The organism is Aneurinibacillus danicus (assembly GCF_007991215.1).
GTDB lineage: Bacteria > Bacillota > Bacilli > Aneurinibacillales > Aneurinibacillaceae > Aneurinibacillus > Aneurinibacillus danicus.
Genome location: NZ_BJXX01000148.1, coordinates 1 through 24,483 on the forward strand (window position 1 = coordinate 1; position 24,483 = coordinate 24,483).

Consider the following 24,483-nt stretch of genomic DNA (forward strand, 5'->3'; position numbering starts at 1 on the left):
ATGATTTTCATGTCGGGGTTGCGGCTGAAACGCCATGGTGGTTTTCTATAAGATAACCTACGATCTGCCGGGCAGACTTATCTAATGAACACTTGACATATATCCCGGTAAACCATAGTCCCCCTTACTGTTTACTTGCTGGTACTTCCATGCCGCGGATCAGCACCTCTGCCACCTCCGGGCGGCTGAACTCCGGCGGCGGCGCCTCTCCGTCTCGAAGCATTTGTCTTACTTTTGTTCCCGAAAGAACGAGATGATCTTCCGGAGCGTGCGGACATGTTTTGGTTGATGCCATATTTCCGCATTTTTTGCAGTAAAAACTGTGTTCAAAGAACAGCGGCGTAATCCCTAATTCTTCGGTAGAAAAATTGCCGAAGATCAGCTGTGCATCGTATGTGCCATAATAATTGCCGACCCCGGCGTGATCACGCCCTACAATAAAATGGGTACAACCATAGTTTTTGCGCACGATCGCATGGAAAACGGCTTCTCTTGGGCCGGCGTATCGCATAGCCGCCGGAAACACCGTAAGAAGCACACGCTCCCTTGGATAGTATTCCTTCAAGAGCACCTGATAGCTTTCCATACGAATATGCGCGGGAATATCATCGATTTTTGTTTCTCCGACAAGCGGATTCAGAAACAGACCATCTACAATTTCAAGCGCCGATTTTTGAATATATTCATGGGCACGGTGAACCGGATTTCTCGTTTGAAAACCGACAACCGTGTTCCAGCCTTTCGCGGCAAATACGGATCTTGTTTCTATAGGGTCAAGATAAAAATCGACAAACTCGCTTTTTTCCGGGCGCCGTACAAGCGTAATCGGGCCGGCAAGATAAACGTCGGGTCTGTCCCACAGCTTTTTTACGCCGGGGTGCTTCTCGTCGGTCGTCCCGTATACCCGCTCAGCTTCGAGCCGTTTATCCGGAAAGTATTTCTCCTGCAGCTCTATAACCCCGTAGATTTCTCCTTCATATACAAGCTTAATTTTCTCCCCTACTTTAAGAGAGCTGGCTACATACTCCGCCACTGGAAGGGTAATAGGAATGCTCCATACATACCCGCTTGAAAGTCTCATTTTATTAATAACGCTATAATAATCATCTTCTCCGAGAAAGCCGGTAATCGGGCTGTAGGCTCCGATGGCAATGAGTTCAAGATCGGCCAAAGCGAAACGATCAATCTCAACTTCAGCAAGAATAGAAGAGTGATCATACTCCAGGTTTACACGATTGACTAAAGCCCCACCATGTGGCTGATTCACCTTTGATTCGCTCCTTCTCTTGTTTGTTTCTGCTTTATTGGTGCAGACCGCATTCAATTTTCTCGAATCCAGCCCAGCGTCCGGCACGGGAACCTCCGCCGTCTTCTACCGGCAGGGTACAGTGCGCACAACCGATGCTGGGGTAACCTCTGTCATGCAGTTTATTGTATGGAAGCTGGTATAGTTGAATGTAATTCCACACGTCTTCCCATTTCCAATGAATCAGCGGACATATTTTAATAGAAGAAAACTTTTCGTCCTTGTTTACATATTGAATCTTTGCGCGCGTAGGCGATTGTTCCCTGCGCAATCCGGACAACCACGCTTTCTTGCCCGTTAACACTTTCGTAAGCGGCTGTAATTTACGAAGGCTACAGCATACATTCGGCTCTGTCTTCCACAGGGCATCACCATACTGCTCACTCTGTTCCTCAAGCGTAAGAGCAGGCTGAACCATTTCAATCCGCAGCGACGGATATACTTTTTGCACGTTTTTAACCAATTCGTACGTTTCTTTGAAATGTACATTCGTATCGAGAAAAACGATATGCGCATCGGAACGAACTTTGCTGATGATATCGATAAGTACAATTCCTTCTGCCCCGAAGCTGCACGCGTATACAAGTTCATCCTCAAAATTTTGATAAGCCCACTTCACAACATCGAGTGTGTCTCTACTAGACAGTTCCTGATTCATTCTCCGGTACTCATCATCTGTAAGCTGTTGAAATGACAAATTACAATGATACGGCACGGCCTTACCCCCTTTTGCTGACACCACGCTTTCTTTCGGCGGAATGCCTCCTTCCGATTTTCCATTATATTATGGTTATACGCCTAAGGTTCCGTTAACAATAGAACTGTGACCGGGTATGAAGAGGACGAGACATGAAAAAATATCAGGTATACATTCTCGTTAAGCATTACCGTTGTAAACACCTAAGAAAAAGGGGGCTATAGTATGCTGCCAGATGCATTTATGAATACAGCACCAAACAGTACCGGGACGGTTGCGGAACGAATACTTGGGCAGTTGCATCTCTGGGGGGTAAAACGGATTTACGGCGTAGTCGGCGACGCAATCTTCGGCTTAATGGACGCAATAGCAAAACAAAATAAGATTCAGTTTATCGCCGTCAAACATGAATCCACAGCTGCAATGATGGCATCCGCGGAAGCGAAAATCACAGGCGGACTCGGGGTCTGTACCGCCACGATGGGACCCGGGCTCGGCAACCTGTTAAACGGACTCGGGGATGCATATAAAGATAAAGCGCCCGTTCTTGCTATTACAGGACAGGCCCCGACAGATAAAATCGGAACGGACTATAAACAATATGTAAACCAGCAGGAGCTCATCAAACCGTTCGCCCGGTACAGCACCCTTCTGGCGCATCCCAATGCGGTAATTGAGGTGCTGACCAAGGCGATGCACATGTCGCTTGTTAAAGGAGCGGTTACCCATCTATCTGTTCCAAAGGATATGTTTACAATGACAACAACGGCTATGCCTCGTTCTAAACCGCTATTGTTAAAAGGAACATATTACTTTGAAGCAGAAGGACTGCAACAGGCAATTGATATTATGAATACGGCACAGCGTCCAATGATACTGGCGGGTATAGGAGCCCGTGACGCCGCTCAACATGTGGAGGCACTTGCCGAAAAGTGGGGAGCCGGCCTGCTTGTCAGTTTGGGGGCAAAGGGATTCCTTCCAGGTACGTCATCTAATTTGCTGGGTGGGATCGGGCAAGGAGGCAATCCGTATGCAGCACAAGTATTTAAGCAGGCAGATGTGGTTTTGCTCGTCGGAGACACGTGGTGGCCAGATGGATATGTGCCCGAGAATGCACGGATTATTCAGATTGATTACATGCAGGAGAATATAGGCAAAGGGATTCCGATCGAACTGGGGATCGTTGGCGACTCGGCCGCAATCGTTCCTTTACTAATAGAAGGGCTGCAGCAATCAGGCACCGATCCAGCATGGGGGGCCCAGTGGCGGGAGGCAAAAGAAAAGTGGACGCAGCAGAACGAACAGGAAGGCACCCAAACCTCGTCCCCCATCCATCCCGCCCGAATTGTCCGGGCGATCGAAAATTCGGTACAGCCTAATGCCATCCTTACGCTCGATACGGGCGATGTAACCGTATGGATGAATAGAAACTTTCGCCCGAAACAGCAGGATTTTCTATTCTCAGGTGAATGGAGAACAATGGGATTCGGCCTTCCCGCCGCGCTGGCAGCCAAACTGTGTATGCCCGAACGCCAGATCGTCGCCATTGTAGGAGACGGCGGGATCGAAATGGTTCTGGCTGATTTACTAACGGCTGCCCGCTATGAGTTGCAGATTACCGTTATCGTATTTAATAATGGCTACTTGCAAATGGAACGCGACAAAATGATTGTAAGCGGATTCAAGCAGGAGGGCGTTGACATAACCAATCCCGATTTTGTTAAAGTGGCAGAGGCGTGCGGTTGGAACGGCTACCGGGTTGATTCCGATGCCCAGTTGGAACAAGTTCTGCAGCAGGCCCTTTCATCGAGACGACCGGCGTTGGTTGAGGTACTTACCGCTCCTGTGGTGCATCCTGAAACGAAAGGCTAGTACATTTTGAAACCCTTGGGCTGTATATGAACAACAGAAAGAATCTCTGCTTCCTCTCAGAACCGTTTACTCCTTTTACTCTATATACAGAAAGGATAAACAAATATATGGGAGGAAGGAGAGATTCAAGTTAGCCTCTTACCCTTTCTTATATAAGCTTCAAACCGCTTATAAGGATAATGGTAGCGACGATTGTCCGCAGCGGTTTAGTCGGAACTTTAGCCGATAATGTACTTCCAAACATAACACCGGGGATAGAGCCCAGGAGAAGATTGCCTGCAAGCAAATAGTCTATACTTCCGATGCCTGCGTGAAGCGCACCTGCAACCGTCACCAGGAGAAACGCATGCGCAATGTCGGTCCCTACCAGCTCTGATGCTTGCATACGATAAAGATACAGCATGGCAACCGCAAACAAAGAGCCAGAGCCGATGGAGGTAAGCCCCACAATAAACCCGAAGATGATGCCGATACCGATGGTCAGCCCTTTCTTCTCTTCCATGGGTGCTAATTGCCAGCGGTTGGGCCGCAGCTTCTTATCAAAAAACACGCGAACAATTGTGGCGGCGGAAACCAAGATTAAAACATATCCGAGCGCACTTTTAATGATTTCTTCTTGATTGTGATAAACATTGGCCAGAAAATGAAGCGCACATACTGCAAGAACCGCACCGGGAATACTTCCCATAGTCAGATATTTTACTAACGTAAAATTCACCGTTTTTTGTTTCCAATGCTGGATAGTGCCGAACAATTTCGTAACAGCGTTATAGATTAAATCCGTTCCCACTGCAATCGAGGGCTGAACGCCTATAATAATTAAAATAGGAGTTAAAAGCGCAGCCCCTCCCACCCCCGTCAGGCCGACCAGAAAACCAACCAGCAGCCCCATTATGGTTATTTCTATACTCATTTCTTTCCCCTGCCTTATTCAGTCTCCCATTATATTTCCAGAATCATCCTACACATTCATTGATATATGCCCATAGGGAAGAAATGGTGTTGAGGATTACAGAAAGCCATATGACAGAAAACGACCATGGCATCTCAGCCGCAACCCCGACATGAAAATGAGGAGAAGGGCCACTGACTTTTGTGGTATGAGGAAAAAGAGAGAAGAGAACGAGAGGACGATGTCAATGTGGAAAAAGGCAAAGGCCTTTTTCTTCCTTAGATCTTTTTTCCTCCCTCTTCTCCTTCTTTCTTCATGATTTTCACAGAAAAAGGGTTCCCTATCAAAAGGAACCCTTTTTACTGTAAGTATTATACGTTATTTAGCAAATTTCTTTTCTGATAGAACTTCAAGCAAAGCCTGGGTAAATTTCAAGCCTTTCTGAACCGCAGGATCTTTCAGCATTTTCAGCACACCGAAGATGGAGATGGTATCGCGGTTGCGTTCGGCTCTTTCGTTCGCTTCCTTCACGATGGATACACCTTCTTGAACACGATCCTTGACAGGATCAGTCACCAGCTTGGTCGTATCGGCAAGGTATGCCAGGGTGTCTTTGTCCGAGACAAGAGGTTCAACGGTTGAGTATACTTTATCGAGAAGAGCCACCATTTTGGCGAGCTGCGGAAGGCTTTCTATAATAGTGGCCAGGGCTTCTACATTTTCTTTGTTGAAGGCAAGTTTTGAAAATTTGTCTACACGCTCGGCCAAATAGTTAAGTGAATCCGTGTCACTGGCAAAGTCTGAAACCGCGGCGATGCCCTGTTCCGCTTTGACTACCGCTTCTTTGATTTGCGGTAATTTTTGAATGAGCGTCACTAATGCTTCCTGTACCTCAGGTTTTGACAGTTCGTTTGCTACTAAAGATGGATCTTGGTTGGCATTCTGATTTTTCATTTCTGCGTCCATGTACCTTCTTCCTTTCATCCCAAACATTTTGCATGAATTTCCTCAGCATTCGATTCCGGTAAGCGAAAGACAATGTCCTTTCTTGCTAGTGATGACTTTCACAAGCCTAAGGATATGTACCTTTACTATACGTGCTTACTTTCCAAAATGGAGTCCCGCTCGTAGAATCCCCTACTTAAATATATTAGAATACTGACTACATTGCAAATAAGTACTTTGGATTTTTAAAAAGGATTTGCCGCTGCATGGGCAAATCCTTTTTCGTTTATTTCGCGGCAGCTGTCTCCAGCGCCATGATAATCATATCGTTAAAAGTCGTTTGACGTTCCTCCGCTGTCGTCTCCTCGCCGGTAAAAATGTGATCGCTCACGGTCAGAATCGACAGGGCGTTGACGCCGTATTTGGCCGCCAATGTATAAAGGGCCGCCGTTTCCATTTCAACGGCAAGCACGCCGTATTCCCCCAGCTTTTTCACCGGGTCCATGCTATCGCGGTAAAATACATCAGCGGTTAAGATATTCCCGACACGAACATGCAGCCCTTTGTTTACGCCTGCTTCATATGCCGTTTTTAACAGGTCGAAGTTGGCGCAAGGAGCGAAATCAAACCCTGGAAACGTAAGATGGTTCATATTCGAATCTGTGCAGGACGTCATGGCAATGATGACATCGCGTACTTTTACATCTTTTTGGATACCGCCGCATGTGCCGACACGGATCAGGTTTTTGACGCCGTACTCACGAATCAGCTCGTTCACATAGATAGAAATCGAAGGAACGCCCATGCCGGTTCCTTGAACGGATATTCGCTTGCCTTTGTACGTCCCCGTAAAACCCAGCATACCGCGGACTTCATTATAGCAAACCTCATCTTCGAGAAACGTTTCGGCGATGTATTTTGCGCGAAGCGGATCGCCCGGTAAAAGGATGCTTTCTGCAATCTCGCCTTGCTTTGCCCCGATATGAATGCTCATGTACCTGCCGTTATAAAAACGGGTTCTATAACGGCGTTCACCTCCCTCATCTTATGATTACCCCTTTTATTATAAAGGAATACTCTACGGATAGTTCGCATGCGCGAACTTTTTCCTCTTCGGTTAACAGGCATGTTTCGATAATGACTTTTGTGAGCTCCTTTCCTTTTGCCGCCTCTACGACCGCTTTAATGTCGCGTTCAACCAGCTTGCTGGGAAGCAAGTATAAAAAATTTTTGTTCTCTTCATAATGGGAATAAAAACCAAGCAAGGTGAGCGCGATGCCAAGATGCAAAAACTGTGATACCTCCATAACGGAGTACACGTTCAAAAAAAACTGGGCAAATGCGAGACATGCCATAGAGAAGAAAAAAGATGGGCAGAGGAAATCCAGGAATGGCTGAGCTTTGACCATGAAAGATAGTCGTTTTTTCTGTGAAAATCATGAGAAAAGAAGGAAGGGAAAGAGGAAATAAGATCCGGGGAAGAAAAAGGCGTTCGCTTTTTTCACCATTGAAATTCTCTCCTCCTTCTTTCCTCTCTTTTCCTTCGTATCGCAAAAGTCATTTGATAAGTTTTTAGAATAAAGACGGATGTAATCGCTGTTCCTATATGATAGTGCCCTTCATCCTGTCATGCGAAAAAATGAATTTATTTTGAACAAAGTATCATTTACAACATATTTAACTTGTTTTCCGTTTATAATTAATACAAATATCTCCACATACAACATTTACTACACTAATTTAGCATGACACTTATTATCGGAGGTGCTAGCATGTTAAAAACCCCGCTTGGGCGCCTGCGCGCCATCGGCCTTGTAGAAGGCATCTCATTACTCTTATTGCTCGGAATCGCCATGCCGCTGAAGTATATGGCTGATATTCCGGAAGTCGTCAGTGTCGTCGGCTTGATTCACGGTGTGCTTTTCGTGCTGTATCTTTTTGCGGTCGCCCACGTTACGTTTGCACTGCGCTGGTCGTTTGACCGCGTGATGGGTGCGGTTGTGGCATCCGTAATTCCGTTCGGAAACTTTGTGCTTGATGCACGGCTGCGTCGGGAGCAATAGTCTGTATGATAAAACAGCTCTCTATCTGTTTTAGGGAGCTGTTTTATATTGACTATACTCCTATCACATCAAGCTTCCGAACAATCCTCCCCCGGCTATCGCGTTCTTCCATTGCTCTTCGCATTGCTGTAATCATACCAAAAATAAATGCTTTCTGGTATAATTTTCTAAGGTAAGAAGGAAGTCGGCATTTTGTGCTTGCAATAAATCGACACATTTAATTCACATACTCATAGTGTAGTTATTGTTATACTCATACTGACAAAAATAAAATTTGGGAAGGGGAACAATCATGTCACCGGATGCAGTAGCTATCATGCAGCAAATCCACAGGGACTCCTGGTTTTGGATTTTGCTCTTCTTTGTACTAAGTTTTCTGCTTACCAAAAACGGCAAAACCAAATTCTTGAAGATTACTCACGGCCTATTACGACTTGTCTTCATTATAATGATCGTGACAGGCGCGGGAATGCTTATCGCATACAAATTCCCTCTTGCCTATATGGTAAAGGGCGTTCTGGCCGTCCTCATGATTGGCGTAATTGAAATGGTTCTAGGGAGAGCCCGGCGCAAAGAGCGGACAGGCCCGTTGTGGGGAGCCTTTGTCTTCCTGTTGGCCATGGTGCTTTTGATTGCATTCAGAGTCATTACTTTTTAATAGCATTCACGTCATCAAAGCAAAGAGTTGGTCTCTCGCAGAGCTGGCTCTTTTTTCTGTGAAAATCATGAAGAAAGAGGGAGAAGAGGGAGGAAAAAAGATCTAAGGAAGAAAAAGGCCTTCGCCTTTTTCTACATTAAAATCCTCTCCTCATTCTTTCCTCTCTTTTCCTTCTACCGCAAAAGTATGATTTTCATGTCAGGGTTGTGGCTGAAAAGCCGTGGGAGTTTTGTTTTTTGACAATTTCCCACAATTTTTTGATATTCTTTCCGCATTGTTTGTCTATCCTATATACCGTAAACAACCTTGTACCATTTTACCAAATTACAGGAGGAGTTTGAATGAAAAAGAAACTGTATGCGATACTGCTGGGAACCGGATTGGCTTTGGCTGCGGTAAGCTCCGTATTTGCAGCCGATCAACCGGCCGAGTCGGCAAACGAAGGTCAAGCCAAAGCACATGCAGCCGGTTTTGGCTGCAAAATGCATGGAAAGAAGTTTGACCTGGAGAAAGTGGCAAAAGAAAAAGGCATCACCGTGGATGAGCTGAAAAAGCAGATAGAGCAAAAAAGGGAAGCAAAGCTGGCTGAAATCGCCAAGGAAAAAGGCATTACCGTGGAAGAGTTGAAAAAGCAAATGCGCGAGAAGCGCGAAAACCACCTGGCTGAGATGGCAAAGGCACGCGGAATGAGCGTCGATGAGTTGAAAACGGAACTTAATAAGATGCATGAAGCGCACCTCGCCGCACTTGCAAAAGAGCGTGGAATTACCGTAGAGGAATTGAAAAAGCAACTGCCGAATCCGGACGGCCCAGTCTTTTTCCATGACAACGACCTGTAAAATTCTGATCATTAAAGAAAGGAACATGTTGCCTCTGCATGTTCCTTTCTTTATCTTTAATATATAAAGACTGAATTATCGGAGGAGCCATGTCGTATCATGTATACCTGGTTGAAGACGAAGCCAATCTGAACCGCCTGTTGACGTCCTACTTGCAAAATGAGGGCTGGAAAGTTACATCGTTTCTTACCGGCGCGCAGGCAAAAGCGGCAATCCCACAGAATCCGCACGTATGGATTCTCGACATCATGCTGCCTGATACGGACGGTTTCGAACTTCTCAATCTCATTAAGTCGAACAACGCCAAACTTCCCGTCATTTTCATATCTGCCAGAGACGCGGATTTAGATCGTATCATCGGCCTGGAGATGGGCAGCGACGATTATCTCGCCAAACCGTTTTTGCCCCGCGAGCTTGTCATCCGTACCCGTAAACTGCTTGAAAGAGTATACGGTCCTAACAACCAAGCCCCTGTATCCGCTGAGCAAACAACAGGCATTCTTACCATTTCTTCTTACACGATATATGAAAAAGAGCGAAGGGTGCTATACGATGACCAACCTGTCGATTTGACTTCAAAGGAGTTGGATTTGCTGCTATTGTTTGCCGGACACCAGGGCCAGGCCCTCTCCCGCCAACAGATTCTTAATCATATCTGGGGGACCGATTATTTCGGTACGGACCGTGTCGTGGACGATCTAGTGCGGCGTCTGCGCAAAAAAATGCCGGAGCTGCGCCTCGAAACGCTATACGGCTACGGCTACAGGATGACGAACATATGAGAAACCGACCGCTGGCTGTACAAATATGGTTTGTATTCACAGGAATCATGACGATCGTCCTCTGCCTTGTCATCGTGCTAATTCCTGTCCTCGTCCGGCCTTTCCTCGTCCAGGATACGTATACACGTATTAAAGAGGCACAAGCCCTGCTCTGGGACAGGACGGGCAACAGCCTTGATCCCGGAAAGCGGTTCGGTCAAAAAGAGTCCGGTGTCGTACGCCATCTTTTGTATGCAGACGGAAGCTGGATGGCGCCGCCTTTTGCGATCGCATCGCTATCCCCGGAATTTTTATCACAAGCCCAGGAGCAAGCCCTTACCCAGGCCGAACCGATAAAAGAATACAAAAGTAAAGTGGGAAACCGGACGCTATATTATATGATTCGCAGCGCCCAGACGGAGGGACAGGCATTCTTTCTGCTCTCTTATGCATGGGACACATATCAAAGGGAATTTATCTCCTCGTTTATCCGCCAGTTGTTTGGTATGGCGCTCCTGGTTCTTATCGCCAGCTTTCCGTTTTCGTACTGGCTGTCTAAGTACCTTTCCCGGCCGCTTGTTCAGATTGAAAAGCATGTGGAGCGGCTTGCCGAGCGCGATTGGCATAGCCCGCTGCTGCTTGAGCGGAAAGATGAAATCGGGCGGTTGGCCGCATCGGTGGAGCGCATGCGTCGACGGCTGGTGAGACAGGACGAAACACAGCGGACGCTGCTACAGAATATATCGCATGAACTAAAAACGCCCATTATGGTCATTCGAAGCTACGCACAGGCCATAATGGACGGCATGTATCCTTCCGGCGATTTACCGCAAACGGTGGATGTAATCGAGAAGGAGGCAGAGCGGCTGGAGCGACAGGTCAGGCAATTGCTCTATCTGACAAAACTCGACTACTTAGCGGCTGAGGAGCAAGTTTTCTATCCGGTTCCTCTTGCAAAGATTGCAGGTGAAACCATTCAGCGTTTGCGGTGGCGAAGACCGGAGCTTGCATGGGTATACGACATACCTTCCGCCCACATCCTCGGCAATGAAGAACAACTGCGTACCGCGCTGGAAAATGTGCTGGATAATCAGATTCGCTATGCGAAACGAACGATTTTCGTAACAGGGGAAGTACAAAATGAAGAACATAAGAGCTTTTTGCTGCTGCGCCTCGGCAACGACGGCCCCCCCATCCCAACAGAAAGCATCCAAACGATTTTCGAGCCTTACCGCAAAGGAGCAGACGGACAATTCGGACTCGGCCTGGCGATTGTACAGCGAATTGTCGCTCTGCATCACGGGAAGATTTGGGTTAAAAATGAAGAAAACCGACCCTTCTTCTTTATCCGTCTTCCCCTGACAAAAGAAACGAAGAACAGCCCGTCTGACTGAGACAAGAGCTCACCTTTCCTGGTGACTCTTATTTTTTTATCCGAATCCAAACTCGCCCAATCCCTTTTTCTCCTGCGGCAGAAGAATTGTTTTTTGAAAACGCATATTTTACGAACAATAAACATTTGACATCGCTATATCGTTTGTTTTAAGATACAAGATGTTCAAAACATTACGATCATCTTATTTTTTTGTTCGTATATCCTCAATAATACGGTTTGAGGGTCTCTACAGGGAACCATAAATTCCTAACTACGAATATAGGGTGTACTGTACCTATTTTCGGTTAGGGATTTTTTATTTGCACGGGAGGATGTTTATGGAGAAGTTTTTTAACCTTAAGGCAAACGGAACGAATATAAGGACGGAGTCAATTGCAGGGGTAACCACATTCTTGACGATGGTCTATATTGTGATTGTCAATCCTGCGATTCTTTCTTCTGCCGGTGTTCCGTTCAATCAGGTGTTCATGGCGACGATTATCGCTACTGTGATAGGTACGCTTTGCATGGGACTGCTTGCCAAATACCCTATCGCCATTGCTCCGGGGATGGGGATGAATGCATACTTTGCGAGCGTAGTCGCCACGCACGGTATTTCGTATCAGACCGTGTTCGGCACGGTGTTTTTAGCCGGTATTATCTTTATGTGTTCGGGGTTATTTTCATCATTCAAATGATCTACTTCCCGGCTCACTAAGAAGCCGATACACCGGGGAGTTCCCTTTTAATCGGCCACGGTAGTTTTCTGCTGCCCATTCTATAAATGGGAATTCAACTATTGTATAATGCTAGAAGATACAAAACTTTACACAGAGAGAGGAAAAAATAAACTATGTTAATCCGCAGAAAACATACATATCTTCGCATGGCAACGGCCGCTCTTTCGCTTGCCGCATGCTTCACGGCTACGTCTCTCTCCACAGCCTACGCACTGGACGAGCACAACGTTTTTACCGACGTGCCGCGCACCCATTGGGCCTGGATAAACGGCACGCTGCCATGGGCGGCGCAAGCGCATATTCTGGAAACACAAAAGGAGACCGTGCTTCAACCCGCCCAGATTATCACGGAACAGGAATTCCTCGGCATGATGATGCGCCTGTATCCCAATACAAAAAATGAGATAGGCTCTGGAACGACCGAGGATATATACCGCTTAGCCCGTCAATATAACCTGCCAGTTGCAACGGACAAACCAGAACAGCGTACCGCCGAACTTACGCGCCTGCAGGTCGCACATTTACTCGCGGCTGCCGGTGGGAAACATTACGATGACGCCGGTGCCATCGCCTATATGTACGAACACGGAATTACGAAAGGCGCGGACGGGGAATCCACCATCGCGGGTTATGGCGGCGACAAAAAAGTCAGCCGGGTCGAAGCGATACAGTTTCTAAAAATGGCCCATGACAAAGGGATTGCCTCTATCATGCATACGATGCCGGCAATTGCCGTTTCCAACCCGAGTACCTCCCGGTTTATCAGCAGTAGCCAGGAGGTAGTGACAGCCAACCTTCAAAAAGCCCAAACAGCCGCTTACACACGGTATACGCAGATTCAAGATAGGAGCACGTTTGCCTACTGGACCAGACAATTATATGAAACCGCACGCAAGATGGGGATAAGCGCCGACGGTACCCTTCGCCTGCCACTACCGGCCATTTCAGGAAATAAAACCCTCATCTACCATGTGGCTGCAGACCGCTGGTATTACGGTGAAATCAAAGGCGAAGAGCCGAATATACCCAAACATCTGGATTTTCCGAAACATGAGGATTGGAGTGTTCTGCTTATTGTGAAAGAGGGAGACCGCATCGTCGGAGATATGTACTACGACACAGCGTCCGAATCCATTGAGATTAACAACGTAATCATCCAAAAACACGTCAAAAAATAAGAGGGTGCTGCTATGGCACCCTCTTATTTTTTATTCCTCCTGCGGCTTCGCCAGCAGATAGGCAAACAGCTTTTCTTTGATATGACCCAGTTTGGCCGCGTTCACATCATGGAAGAATGCGTCGACCGCGCCCTCCCCGTCATAGACAAACACGCTCGGGCGATTTGCGCCCGCCAGACGCCCCAAATCGAGATATTGATTCAATGCCTGCACATACTTCGGATCTTCAATCAGCTTCCAGTTCCATTCCAGCATTGTCCCGGCGCCGGTCTGACGGGCAATCGCGTTCGTCTCGCCCAGCATATCCGCACCCGGGAAGTTCTCCTTACTGAAATAGTGATTGGGCTGCAGCCAGGCGAAATCAAAGCCGAGCGTCCTCCACTGTTCGGCGTTTGCCGCCTGAAAATATGGGGCCCAATAAAATTTATACCCTTTCTTCCGCACCATTTCTCCGACTTCTTTCACGAATGCGCGGTCAGCATCAGGCACAATTTCGTTGGTCCAATAAAAACCGGCAAGACGGAGCGCCTGCGGTTTTCTTGCCTCCCACTGGGAGATAATCCGTTCAATGTACCCGTTTACCAGTGCGGTTCGCTGTGTCGGGTGCACGGTGCCCGTCGGATTTGGCAGACCGATAATCACATTCGTCCGGTATCCGTTATCTTTCATCTGGATGCGCGCTTTCAGCGTGGCTTTCTCCAATAAATCGATTTCTTTTCCCGGAGAGAACACCTCGGTTACATACTTTTGCAGCGTTTCGGACGGATTGCCTTTGCTTGCGTCGAACGTCTCAAAACTATAGCCGCGTCTCTCTTTTCCTACCGGGCGAATAATAAACGTATCGAACAGCCAGTGTGGACGATTGTTCCACTGAACGACCATCCGTTTAAACAAATCCCCCGTCTTTGTATGCTGGGCTTCCGTCATGAAAATTACATTACTGACATACCCGTTTGCTTCGGTTTTACGATCCGGGTATGCGGCCTTTGCGGACTCCACCTGTCCTTTTTCAGCATGCAGCCATACGAAACGACCCTGCTGTTCGATTTTATACCAGTTTCCCGCAGTAGCGTATGCAATCGTTTCATACGGAACGTTTGAAAGAGTGCCCACCTGCTCCCAAAACAGATCGGGATACGGGTAAAGCGGAATAGGGGCCTTCACCGTGATTTTGCGCACACCGATGGTTTCCGTTACCTGATCTGCTCCCGCATATAGCCAACCCGGTCCGTTATCGGTACGGATCTGGTACCAGCCACCGTTTTGCTTCAAAACTTGAATACGCTGGGGGTGAATATACATCAACCGCTTTGAGCGGGGGTCTGCTTCTTGGTAGACGGAAACCGGGTGATGGAGGAACATGTACTTACGTGTCGGCTCCGTATCTTCTCCCGTTTTTTCCGGCAGGATGCGAATATGGGACACATCCGCTTTCCTTACCCAGACTTCCTGCTTCCCATATCCGATTTTATACCACTCTCCCTGTGTTTCGAGCACTCCTTCCGGCATTTCCCGCGGCGGAATATACCCTGCCGCCTGCGTATCGCCGGGCATAGAATAATAAGGGGTTTGCTTAAAGAAATAAAGCTCCCGGAAAGAAGCGGAAACTGCTTCAGCTTGAACCTGCGTTCCGGCGAGCGCCAGAATAAGCAGCACGCAGCCGGTTAGCTTTTTTATAAAGGTATGTAGGAACATTTGAGCAACCATTTTTTTCTTCCCTTTTCATTTTAACAGTTCTTGCGCCTGAGCTATGATTTCTTTTACGATTTCTTCCGCACGGTCTCCATCCGTTAGCAAACGCGTTGCCTGTCCGGCCCAAAGCGACAAGTATCGCGGATCGTTCTGTGCCGCTGCTTCCTTCCGGATATCGCCGGTCGCCGTATTCTGACTCGGAAACGGCAGCGGAGCTACTCCCGAATTCTCTACATGGTCAATAAAGGCGTTGCGAATTCCTCGTGCCGGACGCCCGGAGAACGCTTTTGTAATGACGGTATCCTCCTCGGTGCTCTCCAGCAGAGCCTTTTTATAGGCCGGATGCGCCCCGGATTCTGCCGAGGTCAAAAACCGTGTACCCAACTGTACGCCCTGCGCGCCCAGCGCAAGCGCGGCCACAAGTCCCCGGCCATCCATAACGCCGCCTGCGGCCACTACCGGCACGCGTACATTGTCCACTATCTGCGGCACAAGGGAAAAGGTCCCAATGTTAGCACCGTACGGATGCTTCGTTATATCAAATGTGCCGCGATGGCCGCCCGCGTCGCTTCCCTGGGCCACCAGAACATCCGCTCCCTTCTCTTCCGCCAGTTTCGCCTCTTCGACGGTGGTTACCATCGTCATCACCGTCCGGCCCGCCGCTTTCGCCTCGCGCATTGCATCATCCGGCAGGACGCCAAACGCCGTGCTGATAACCGGCACTTCTTCTTCCAACAATACTTGGAATTGCTCGGCGAACCAATTCGGAGTGCGAAGGTCTTCTTTTCCATGCGCAATGCCCAGCTCTTCCCGCAGCGGGTCCAGCATGCGCTGTACCTCCCTCACGCGCGATAAGTCATCTGTCATATCCACCGTGAATAGATTCACACCAAATGGACGGTCGGTTAAACGCCGGATGGCCCGTACCGTGTCGCGAATCGCATCCGGAACCATATACGCCGCACCCAGCTTTCCCAGTCCCCCCGCATTTGATACGCCGGCAACCATCTCCGCCGTCGTCGGCCCTCCGGCCATTCCTGCCTGAATGACAGGATATGTAATGTTCAGGCGCCGGCATAGTTCTGTTTGCAGATCCAGTTTCATGCTCTTTCTCCTCCCTGTACCGTTCTATCGCACTTATAATCATTGATCTTCTCCCACGGCTGAGGCACGTGGAAGTCTTTCCCGCATTTCTCCTTCGCTTCCTTGCGGCATTGTATTTGACCACGATGATCTGAACGGTTTACGAAATGAGTGAGTGGGCTTCATCGAAACCGTCCTTAGAAATCTCTTCCTGTAGTATAACATAAAATCGAACGTTCGTGCGGCGTAATTCATCCACACGCCTAAAGGTATGGCCCTCTTCCTCTTTATATATCCTTCTCCCGTCGAAACGCCGCTTCCGTTCGGCTTCCTTTCCTTTAGAAAAACACATTCTAAAAATCGCACGGATGCCCGAGCTGGTTGCACAATTGCGATTTGATCTATTTAATGAAATTTTATTTTATATAACAGTTGAGGAGTTTTTATTACTGTTATATAATAAAAACAAAGGACAGTTTAGAAACCGAAGGGAGAGGACGGTATGAGTCGTACAGAGAAATATGAGATTGCCTGGGAGCGCTATTTAACTACTTGCCGTCGCTATGAAATTGAAGTGACACTTGATTTCATCGAATTCGTCAAACGGCTATCTCCGGAGCAAGTCGACATGATGCTTCAAAATGAACATTCCCCCACTTATCGCATGCGCGCTTGAAGCGGGGATTTCCCAGGTGAATCCGTCACCGGGCCTTCACCATAAGTGGGGTTAACACACAAACAATCCCTCTATTTCCTCCGCGAAAGCTACGACATTATAACGAAAAAACGAGACACCGGTCATTTTGCAACCAGTGCCTCGTTTTTGTTTGCTTTCTTATATTAATTCTCAGCTTTCGACAACATTCCGCCGGTATAGTCTTTGTCCTCTTTATGTTGATCTTGTTCATACTGTTGTTGCTTTTCCTGTTTCGGTTTAACGAACAGGAAATAGGAACCGACAACCGCAACGGCAAGCAACATCGAGAGGTAGAACTGCGAACGCATATCTGGAATAAATGCCATACCGATTAGAATGGCAACCATCGCCAGGATTGTTGCATAAGTTAGATATGGGAACATCCACATCTTGAATGTGAGCGCCTTCGGATTTTCCCGTTCCGCCTTTTTCCGCAGTTTCAGATGTGAAACGGCGATAGCCAAATAAACAAGGAGGGCAATTGCACCGGATGCGTTAACAAGGAATAAGAATAACTTGTCCGGTGAAATAAAGTTAAAGATTGCACATACATAGGCGAAAATCGTGCTGGCCCATACCGCTCTTACCGGCACACCGCTCTTGCTAATCTTCGTCAAGGCGCGCGGTGCGCTTCCTTTTTTTGCAAGAGAATAGAGCATGCGTGAGTTTGTATAGAGTGCGGAATTCAAGCAGGACAGAACGGCTACCAGTACGACAACATTCATTACCTCGGCGGCGCCCGGAATCCCTACCATATCCAGCATGGTCACATACGGGCTCTTCAACAATTCACCGGCATTCCATGGAAGCAGCGTCACGAGCACAGCCACAGAACCGATGAAGAAAATTAAAATACGCCAGACGACGCTTCGAATTGCGATGATAACCGACTTCTCCGGATTTTCCGATTCACCGGCCGCAACCGCAGCAATCTCCGCCCCGAAGAACGAGAAAACAACCGTAACGATACCGACGAAGATCGCACCGACTCCCTTTGGCATGAAGCCTCCGTGTCCGAATAAGTTAGATAGCCCCGGTGATGCAATGCCGGGTACGAATCCAAAAATAATGGCAGCACCTAAAAGAATAAACAGGATAATAGCAACCACTTTGATCATCGCAAACCAGTATTCAAATTCTCCGAATGACCTGACAGAATAAACATTTGTAAGCGTTAATAAAAAGGTTAGAATTAAACTCCACGCCCATATCGGCACGTCAGGAATCCATCCATTCATAATAGCACCGCCGGCAGTGGCTTCAATTGCAATAACAACCACCCAGAAGAACCAGTACAGCCACCCAATTGTAAAACCGGCCCATGGACCGAGCGCCTGGTGAGCATATGTTGCAAATGATCCGCTATCCGGATTCTGAATTGCCATCTCTCCCAGCATCCGCATAACCAATACAATCAAAAGACCGGCCACAGCGTAGGAAACAACGGCTCCCGGCCCAGTCTGATTAATAACGGCGCCACTTCCGACGAAGAGTCCCGCTCCAATGATGCCGCCTAAGGAAATCATTGTTAAGTGTCTGGTTTTTAATTGTTTCTGTAATTTTTCCTGCCCCATAAAAATCTCCTTTCTGAATTTATCTATAATTCTAAATCTATTAGCAAAATTCATGCCAATTATATTTCTGAATGATACGTTATAATTACAATGGTTAACTAAGTATTAAATGCAGAATAAGTCAAATATGAATTATTTATAATTCAATTATTACTTATCTCTATATTTAACCAAATAAGAAAAACTCGCGGGCGTTGCCGGCCTTTCCCTACAGAATTGTTGGTTCAGCAACGTACGAATCTGAGAGCCGGTCTATGCCATTTTTACTAAGTCATTATTGAAAGGCTGCACGTTGAACAGCTCGCCCGGTGAACAAACATACAACCGGCATGTTAGCCATAAAAAAACCGCAGATGAACGCTCATCTGCGGTTTCGTATTTAATTTGATTGCTCCTCTTTACTGTTACTTCTGCATCGCTTCAACGGCAGCCGTGCGACCTTCTCCTTCGCGTACCTTGACTCCCTGCTCCAGCAGCACCTGTTCAAGCGCAGCCAAGAATAAAAGCACATTGCGCGGCTGGCAGGAGTAGCCCATCAGGCCAACGCGCCATACTTTACCTTTTAAGGCACCCAATCCGCCGCCGATTTCAATGCCGAACTGTTCAAGCAACTGTTTGCGAACTATCATATCCTCTACGCCGTCCGGAATGCATACGGATGTAAGCTGCGGCAGGCGGTGGTCCGCTACCACGTGAAGGGTGAGGCCCATCGCTTCAAGGCCGGACTGCAGGGCACGGCCCAGCTTCCAGTGGCGATCCCATGTTTCCGTAAGCCCTTCTTCCACCACGAGACGCAGCGCCTCCCGCAGCGCGTAGTTCATACTGATCGGCGCGGTATGATGATAGAAACGCTCCTGTCCCCAGTAGTTTTGAATCATAGATAAATCCAGATACCAGCTCTGTACTTTGGATGTACGTCTGGCCATCGCTTCGCCGGCCCGCTTGCTGAATGTCACCGGAGACAATCCCGGCGGTGCGCTCAAACACTTCTGCGTACCGCTATAGCAGGCGTCCACTTCATTTTCGTCAATGCCCACTTTTACTCCGCCGAGTGACGTAACGGCATCAACGATAAGGAGCGCGTCATGCGCATGCGCAAGTTGAGAGATTTCAGAAAGCGGCTGCAAAGCGCCGGTGGACGTCTCGGCATGAACGACCGCCACGGCTTTTACATTTGCATGATTTTTCAGCGCCTGCTCAATTTGCTCCGGCTTAATGATTTCACCCCACGGCGCTTCCACACGGATGACTTCCGCCCCGCAGCGCTCGGCTACATCGACCATCCGCTCGCCAAATAAACCATTAATACCGATGATAACTTTATCGCCCGGCTCTATTAAATTTACGAATACCGTTTCCATGCCAGAGCTACCTGTACCGGACATGGCAAGCGTCAGTTCGTTTTTCGTCTCGAATACGGTACGCATTAGCTCCATCGTTTCATTCATAATCTGTAGAAAGCTCGGGTCCAAGTGACCGACGAGCGGTGTGGCCATCGCTTTCAGAACACGGGGATGCACATCGCTCGGCCCGGGTCCCATCAATACACGGCTCGGTGGATTCAGTTCTTTGAACATTTCTCTCATCCTTTCTCTTTGTGGCTACATTACATGGTTTTGTCTTCTATGTTACTATTTAAAAATATCAGATAAGGAACTGTAAAAAAATAGCGAAATGCAATTTTCATGATTTATTCTCTGATGATCCCCATCTCGGCGCAGCGGCCCGGCTTCGGAAATAATTTATCCGGATTCAATAAGTGGTCCGGATTGAATACTTCGCGTACGCGTGTCTGCGCCTCAATCTCCTCCCCGGTAAACACATAGCGCATCTCTTCCTTCTTCTCGATGCCGACGCCGTGCTCTCCGGTAATCGTGCCGCCGGCATCGGCACATACCCTGAGCACGGCCGATCCGACATTTACGGCAAGCTCCGTCTCTCCCGGTTTACGGGCGTCAAATAAGATTAACGGATGCAGGTTTCCATCTCCGGCATGAAATACATTGGCGATACGAAGACCGGACGTCTCGCTAATCTGTCGGATTTCGTTCAGCACTTCCGGAAGCCGGCTACGCGGAATCACGCCGTCCTGAACTAGATAATCCGGTGAAATCGTTCCCATGGCCGCAAATGCCGTCTTGCGGTTAGCCCACCACCGGCCCCGTTCCGCCTCATCGCGTGCGACCCGTACTTCAAGCACGTTGCGCCGCCTGCAAACCGCTACAATTTCGTCAATTTGCTCGTCAATGCCGGCCGCAATCCCGTCCACTTCAATCAGAAGAAGCGCTTTGAGACCAGGAGGATGACCGACAGGATACGTGCCGCACTCCACTCCTTCAATTGCCACAGTGTCCATCATTTCAAGCGCCGCTGGTACAATCCCTGCGGCAATAATGTCAGACACCGCATAGCTGGCGTCTTCTACCTCATCAAAGTAGGCGAGTACCGTCTTCTTGTCTTCCGGATTTTTCAAAATGCGCACGGTAATTTTCGTTACGATGCCAAGCGTGCCTTCTGAACCGGTCAATAGCCCGATTAAATCATAACCGGGCATATCGGGCACGCCGCCAAGCTCAATAATCTCACCGTTCGGCAGCACCACCTCCAGCCCGAGAATGTGGTTGGTTGTGACTCCGTATTTCAGGCAGTGAGCACCGCCCGCATTCTCCGCCACATTGCCACCGATCGTGCAAGCGTACTGGCTGGACGGGTCCGGCGCATAATAATATCCCTTATCCGAGATAGAGTGTGTCAGCTTCAAATTGACAAAGCCGGGCTGCACGATGGCAAGCCGGTTTTCCAAATCCACATGAAGCAACTTCTTCATACGCACAAGACTAATAATGACTTCTCCCCCAATCGGAATAGCACCGCCGCTTAATCCCGTGCCAGCGCCTCTGGGGAGAAACGGAATGCGCTGCTTGTGCAAATGTTTTACAACGCCGGCGACCTCCTCCGTAGTTGCCGGAAACACAACGGCCCGCGGCATCCCCCGGTGAATCGTATACGCGTCACATTCATAGGCGAGCAAATCTTCCTTTCGGTATAAGACCCCCCGGGTTCCTACAATCTCGATTAGCTCTTGAATGAGCGAATCAGCTCTCGTCATCTACCGTACCTCCTCCGTACGCTCATTCTGTTCTTCCTTCTGATAAGACCAATCAAGCAGTTGTACCGTGTGCACCACTTTTTGGCTTCGCCCGTATTTAGCAACACCCATCGCTATCTGCAGCATGCAGCCCGGATTGCCCATTGAGATTACCTCTGCCGCAGCAGGTACGTTCTCCATCTTCTTGTCGAGAATACTGGCCGCCATCTCCGGATTGGTTAGGTTATAGATGCCCGCACTGCCGCAGCAGCGGTCCGCATCCGGCAGCGGTATCATCTGTATACCGGGAATGCTCGCAAGCAAATCGCGCGGCTCCTGGCGAATGCCCTGTCCGTGCGCGAGGTGACAGGCATCATGATATGTTACCCGCGTGTCGAGTTTTCCCCGGGGTTTTCGGTAGCCGTACTCATGCAGGAATTTTGTGATATCCTCCACTTTCTCCGCAAACACTTCCGCTTTATCCCGATACTGCACATCATCTTTCAATAGCTCCGGGTACTCTTTAAGCGCACAACCACAGCCGGCTGCGTTGACAATCACTTTGTCCACTCCTGAGGCAAGAAAAGCGTCAATGTTTTTGCGCGCCAAACGCTTTCCTTCTTCCCGATCCCCGGCATGCACATGCAGCGCACCGCAGCAGCGCTGTTCCTGTGGCAGTTCCACACTATAGCCGTTCCGGATCAAGACGCGGATGGTCGCTTCGTTAATGTCGCTAAACATCACGTCCATCACGCATCCGGTAAACAGCGCCACCCTCATTTTCGCTTCCCCTTCGGCAGGTACGCCCTGAGGATACCGGATAAGCACCGGCTCCGTTATCTGCGGCATAATCGCTTCCATCTCCCGTATATGCGGCGGCGCAATATTGATAAGTCCCGTCCTGCGGACAAATTTCCCAAGCCCGCTCCGCTGGTATACTTTCAGTGCTTTGCCTAGCGCATGCAGGCGTGAAGGATGCGGAAACAGCCCGCGCAAAAAAGTACGACTCACCGTCTTTTTCCACCCTGTCAGCGGGATAGCCTGACGGATGTGACCGCGCGCTTCCTCGATGAGCGTACCGACTTGTACGCCGGAGGGACAGGCGGTTTCGCAGGCCCGGCAGTCCAAACAGGTGAAGATCGGATCAGCATACGCTTCGCTAATGTCCATCTTGCCCTGGGCTACTGCCTTCATCAAATGCACCCGCCCGCGCGGAGACTGATGTTCGTGCCCCAGCTCGTCATATGTCGGACATGATTCTAAGCACATACCACAGTGGACACAGGCAGAGTATTTGTCTTCCTCCGCCGCCTGCAACGGGCTCATGGTGGCAAAAACGACCGGTTCTGTATGCGGTTTCACAATTTCGGTACCTGATTGGCTCATCATTATATCCCTCCTACAAATCGACCCGGATTCAAGACGCGGTATGGGTCGATCGTACGCTTAATCCCTTCGAGCAATGAAAAGTACTTCGGTTTCTCTCCCCATATATCCAGCCTGCGCCGCAGCGAAAGCGGGGCGTGCCGCACGATGGCGTAACCGCCTCTCTCCACGGCCATGCGGCGAATATCTTCAATGCCGGCTATCAGCTCATCTTCGCTCTTCCCTTCTACATATGCATGTGAAATACCGTGTCCTGCCCCGCCATGCGCCTCTACCATAAGGTTGCGGACCTGGCCCACTTTATGACAGGCGGCCACAATATCCGGGATATCCATATTCTTGCTTCCGATTTTCACCGCCACCCGTGCGTCTGCTGTTTCTTCTTCGGACCCACGGGGCGACACGCGCGCAAACGCTTTCCACCATTCCCGGGCTTCCTGCTGCGCCAGCACGGTCAACTGCGCCATCTCCGGCATGTGAACGCGCACCCACTCCTCCTGGTACCGCACCGCACTTTCCACATCCTCAAATGAAACGGCCAGCATATAGCTGAGACTATCCCCCAGTCGTCCGGCGAGAACCGGATTGATCAACTCCAGCGCCACAGGCTCCAGCATCGAGTTCTGGAGTTCTTGTAAAAATGTGCGGATCCCGTCCATCGGCGAATCAGGAAAAGTGAGCAGCATCAGGCTCTCTGCCTTGGGCAGCGGACGCAGTTTAAATGAAAGTTCGCTAAGCACGCCCAGCGTCCCCATCGAGCCGATGAACAGCTTGTTCATGTCATACCCTGCCACGTTTTTCACCACTTTCGCACCCGTCCGGATTACGCTTCCGTCCGGGTACACCACGCGCATGGCAATCACATGGTCGCGGGCCGACCCGTAGCGTAATCGCTTCGGGCCGCTATCGTTGGCGCAAACGATCCCACCGACGGTAGCGTACTCCGGCCAGGCCGGATCGAGCGGGAGCTTCTGCCCATACTCCGCCAGATTATCCTGTAATTCCTGTAGCGTCGTGCCGGGCCGCACTGTCACAATCATATCGCCCGGTGAATGCTCGACGATACCGGTGCAGCGGGAGAGCGACAGAATGAAGTCGGCGGCCTCTTCCGTTCCCCCAAATCCCCGCTTGGTTCCTCCTCCCATCGGAATGACGGTCTTTCCATTTTGACGGGCGTATGTAAGAAAATCGGCAATCTCCTGCTCCCTGTCCGGAAAGACAGTATAAGGAGCCGTATTTCCCAGCGAATGAGAAGCAGCTTTTGTTTCGGCAATGTGCGCTTGCAACGGCATCTCCTTAAATATCATGTCTATCCCTGCCCTTCTTTCCTATCGAATAAAATAATAATAAAAGGCTGTTGGCAACACGCCAACGGCCTTCTGTTAAGCCTAGATCGAATTTTTTATTATTTATTTTTATGAAGCTCTTTGCCCGAAGCCGTCTTCTCTTCTGCCTTGCCTTCCCGGCCACCTTCGATTTTCCGGATGTACGATTCCATTATCTTGCCGTCCTTCTTAATGACAATATGCTGATATTTTTCGCTCATACAAATTCTCCCTTTCATTGTATATTCGCAAAAAATCGTGAGCGGCATCCGGCATCTTGCAAATGGTGCGATCATGCTTTCGGTAATAACC

21 protein-coding genes, 2 pseudogenes and 1 riboswitch are annotated in these 24,483 nt (G+C 48.9%); of the genes and pseudogenes, 9 read left to right on the top strand and 14 right to left on the bottom strand.

The genetic code is table 11. The features are described from left to right. Positions 1 to 124: 124 nt before the first annotated feature. Entirely contained in the window at positions 125 to 1,267 is a 1,143-nt protein-coding gene (gene sat, locus ADA01nite_RS15715) for a sulfate adenylyltransferase (protein ID WP_146811225.1), read from the bottom strand. A gap of 34 nt (positions 1,268 to 1,301) precedes the next feature. Next, entirely contained in the window at positions 1,302 to 2,003 is a 702-nt protein-coding gene (locus ADA01nite_RS15720; protein ID WP_146811246.1) for a phosphoadenylyl-sulfate reductase, read from the bottom strand. Between the two features lie 225 nt (positions 2,004 to 2,228). Here ADA01nite_RS15720 and ADA01nite_RS15725 point away from each other — a divergent pair, with 225 nt between their 5' ends. Next, positions 2,229 to 3,875, top strand: coding sequence for a thiamine pyrophosphate-binding protein (locus ADA01nite_RS15725; RefSeq protein ID WP_246147368.1), 1,647 nt, complete (start codon positions 2,229 to 2,231; stop codon positions 3,873 to 3,875). A 148-nt stretch (positions 3,876 to 4,023) separates the two neighbouring features. On the opposite strand, the gene ADA01nite_RS15730 is transcribed toward ADA01nite_RS15725, so the two are convergent. The 4 genes and pseudogenes from ADA01nite_RS15730 to ADA01nite_RS15745 form a co-directional block, all read right to left on the bottom strand. Next, positions 4,024 to 4,788 (bottom strand): sulfite exporter TauE/SafE family protein, encoded by a 765-nt coding sequence (locus ADA01nite_RS15730; protein WP_146811226.1) that lies wholly within the window; start codon positions 4,786 to 4,788, stop codon positions 4,024 to 4,026. A 357-nt stretch (positions 4,789 to 5,145) separates the two neighbouring features. Then, a complete protein-coding gene (locus tag ADA01nite_RS15735) occupies positions 5,146 to 5,733 on the bottom strand; it encodes a DUF1641 domain-containing protein (RefSeq protein WP_170230318.1) in 588 nt (195 codons plus the stop codon). A 265-nt stretch (positions 5,734 to 5,998) separates the two neighbouring features. Continuing rightward, the gene (gene deoD / locus ADA01nite_RS15740) at positions 5,999 to 6,706 is read right to left on the bottom strand and encodes a purine-nucleoside phosphorylase (RefSeq protein WP_146811228.1); all 708 of its coding nucleotides are present in this window, start codon (positions 6,704 to 6,706) and stop codon (positions 5,999 to 6,001) included. A gap of 82 nt (positions 6,707 to 6,788) precedes the next feature. After that, a pseudogene (locus ADA01nite_RS15745) lies at positions 6,789 to 6,917 on the bottom strand (deoxyribose-phosphate aldolase); the annotation flags it as partial. A 567-nt stretch (positions 6,918 to 7,484) separates the two neighbouring features. Between ADA01nite_RS15745 and ADA01nite_RS15750 the strand changes: the two are divergent. The 7 genes and pseudogenes from ADA01nite_RS15750 (at position 7,485) to ADA01nite_RS15780 (ending at position 13,326) form a co-directional block, all read left to right on the top strand. Next, positions 7,485 to 7,775: a DUF3817 domain-containing protein gene (locus tag ADA01nite_RS15750; protein ID WP_146811229.1), complete on the top strand. Its 291-nt coding sequence runs from the start codon at positions 7,485 to 7,487 to the stop codon at positions 7,773 to 7,775. Positions 7,776 to 8,067: 292 nt separating this feature from the next. Further along, the gene (locus ADA01nite_RS15755) at positions 8,068 to 8,433 is read left to right on the top strand and encodes a DUF1516 family protein (protein ID WP_146811230.1); all 366 of its coding nucleotides are present in this window, start codon (positions 8,068 to 8,070) and stop codon (positions 8,431 to 8,433) included. Positions 8,434 to 8,774: 341 nt separating this feature from the next. After that, a complete protein-coding gene (locus ADA01nite_RS15760; RefSeq protein ID WP_146811231.1) occupies positions 8,775 to 9,272 on the top strand; it encodes a hypothetical protein in 498 nt (165 codons plus the stop codon). Between the two features lie 89 nt (positions 9,273 to 9,361). Beyond that, positions 9,362 to 10,054 (top strand): response regulator transcription factor, encoded by a 693-nt coding sequence (locus ADA01nite_RS15765; RefSeq protein WP_146811232.1) that lies wholly within the window; start codon positions 9,362 to 9,364, stop codon positions 10,052 to 10,054. Further along, positions 10,051 to 11,427, top strand: a complete 1,377-nt coding sequence (locus tag ADA01nite_RS15770) for a sensor histidine kinase (protein WP_146811233.1) — start codon at positions 10,051 to 10,053, stop codon at positions 11,425 to 11,427. The genes ADA01nite_RS15765 and ADA01nite_RS15770 overlap by 4 nt, the downstream gene beginning before the upstream one ends. A gap of 175 nt (positions 11,428 to 11,602) precedes the next feature. Then, a riboswitch (purine riboswitch) is annotated at positions 11,603 to 11,702 on the top strand. Positions 11,703 to 11,746: 44 nt separating this feature from the next. After that, positions 11,747 to 12,088, top strand: a pseudogene (locus ADA01nite_RS15775) (solute carrier family 23 protein); the annotation flags it as partial. Between the two features lie 173 nt (positions 12,089 to 12,261). After that, positions 12,262 to 13,326: an S-layer homology domain-containing protein gene (locus tag ADA01nite_RS15780; protein ID WP_146811235.1), complete on the top strand. Its 1,065-nt coding sequence runs from the start codon at positions 12,262 to 12,264 to the stop codon at positions 13,324 to 13,326. 30 nt (positions 13,327 to 13,356) lie between these two features. Here ADA01nite_RS15780 and ADA01nite_RS15785 read toward each other — a convergent pair whose 3' ends face one another. Continuing rightward, on the bottom strand, positions 13,357 to 15,033 hold the full coding sequence (locus ADA01nite_RS15785) for a DUF4855 domain-containing protein (protein WP_146811236.1): 1,677 nt from the start codon (positions 15,031 to 15,033) through the stop codon (positions 13,357 to 13,359). A gap of 15 nt (positions 15,034 to 15,048) precedes the next feature. Next, complete coding sequence (locus ADA01nite_RS15790; RefSeq protein WP_146811237.1) at positions 15,049 to 16,122, bottom strand: NAD(P)H-dependent flavin oxidoreductase; 1,074 nt, start codon at positions 16,120 to 16,122, stop codon at positions 15,049 to 15,051. A gap of 481 nt (positions 16,123 to 16,603) precedes the next feature. Here ADA01nite_RS15790 and ADA01nite_RS22145 point away from each other — a divergent pair, with 481 nt between their 5' ends. Beyond that, positions 16,604 to 16,777 (top strand): hypothetical protein, encoded by a 174-nt coding sequence (locus ADA01nite_RS22145; RefSeq protein ID WP_170230319.1) that lies wholly within the window; start codon positions 16,604 to 16,606, stop codon positions 16,775 to 16,777. Between the two features lie 164 nt (positions 16,778 to 16,941). On the opposite strand, the gene ADA01nite_RS15795 is transcribed toward ADA01nite_RS22145, so the two are convergent. From ADA01nite_RS15795 to ADA01nite_RS22150, 6 genes are all read right to left on the bottom strand, one after another. After that, a complete protein-coding gene (locus tag ADA01nite_RS15795) occupies positions 16,942 to 18,372 on the bottom strand; it encodes an amino acid permease (RefSeq protein ID WP_146811238.1) in 1,431 nt (476 codons plus the stop codon). A 404-nt stretch (positions 18,373 to 18,776) separates the two neighbouring features. Further along, the gene (locus tag ADA01nite_RS15800) at positions 18,777 to 19,949 is read right to left on the bottom strand and encodes a pyridoxal-phosphate-dependent aminotransferase family protein (protein WP_146811239.1); all 1,173 of its coding nucleotides are present in this window, start codon (positions 19,947 to 19,949) and stop codon (positions 18,777 to 18,779) included. Positions 19,950 to 20,062: 113 nt separating this feature from the next. Then, positions 20,063 to 21,481 (bottom strand): FAD-linked oxidase C-terminal domain-containing protein, encoded by a 1,419-nt coding sequence (locus ADA01nite_RS15805; protein WP_146811240.1) that lies wholly within the window; start codon positions 21,479 to 21,481, stop codon positions 20,063 to 20,065. After that, entirely contained in the window at positions 21,482 to 22,786 is a 1,305-nt protein-coding gene (locus ADA01nite_RS15810; protein ID WP_246147372.1) for a (Fe-S)-binding protein, read from the bottom strand. Positions 22,787 to 22,848: 62 nt separating this feature from the next. Then, entirely contained in the window at positions 22,849 to 24,153 is a 1,305-nt protein-coding gene (locus ADA01nite_RS15815) for an FAD-binding oxidoreductase (RefSeq protein WP_146811241.1), read from the bottom strand. Between the two features lie 98 nt (positions 24,154 to 24,251). Continuing rightward, positions 24,252 to 24,392 (bottom strand): hypothetical protein, encoded by a 141-nt coding sequence (locus ADA01nite_RS22150; protein ID WP_170230320.1) that lies wholly within the window; start codon positions 24,390 to 24,392, stop codon positions 24,252 to 24,254. Positions 24,393 to 24,483: the final 91 nt, after the last annotated feature.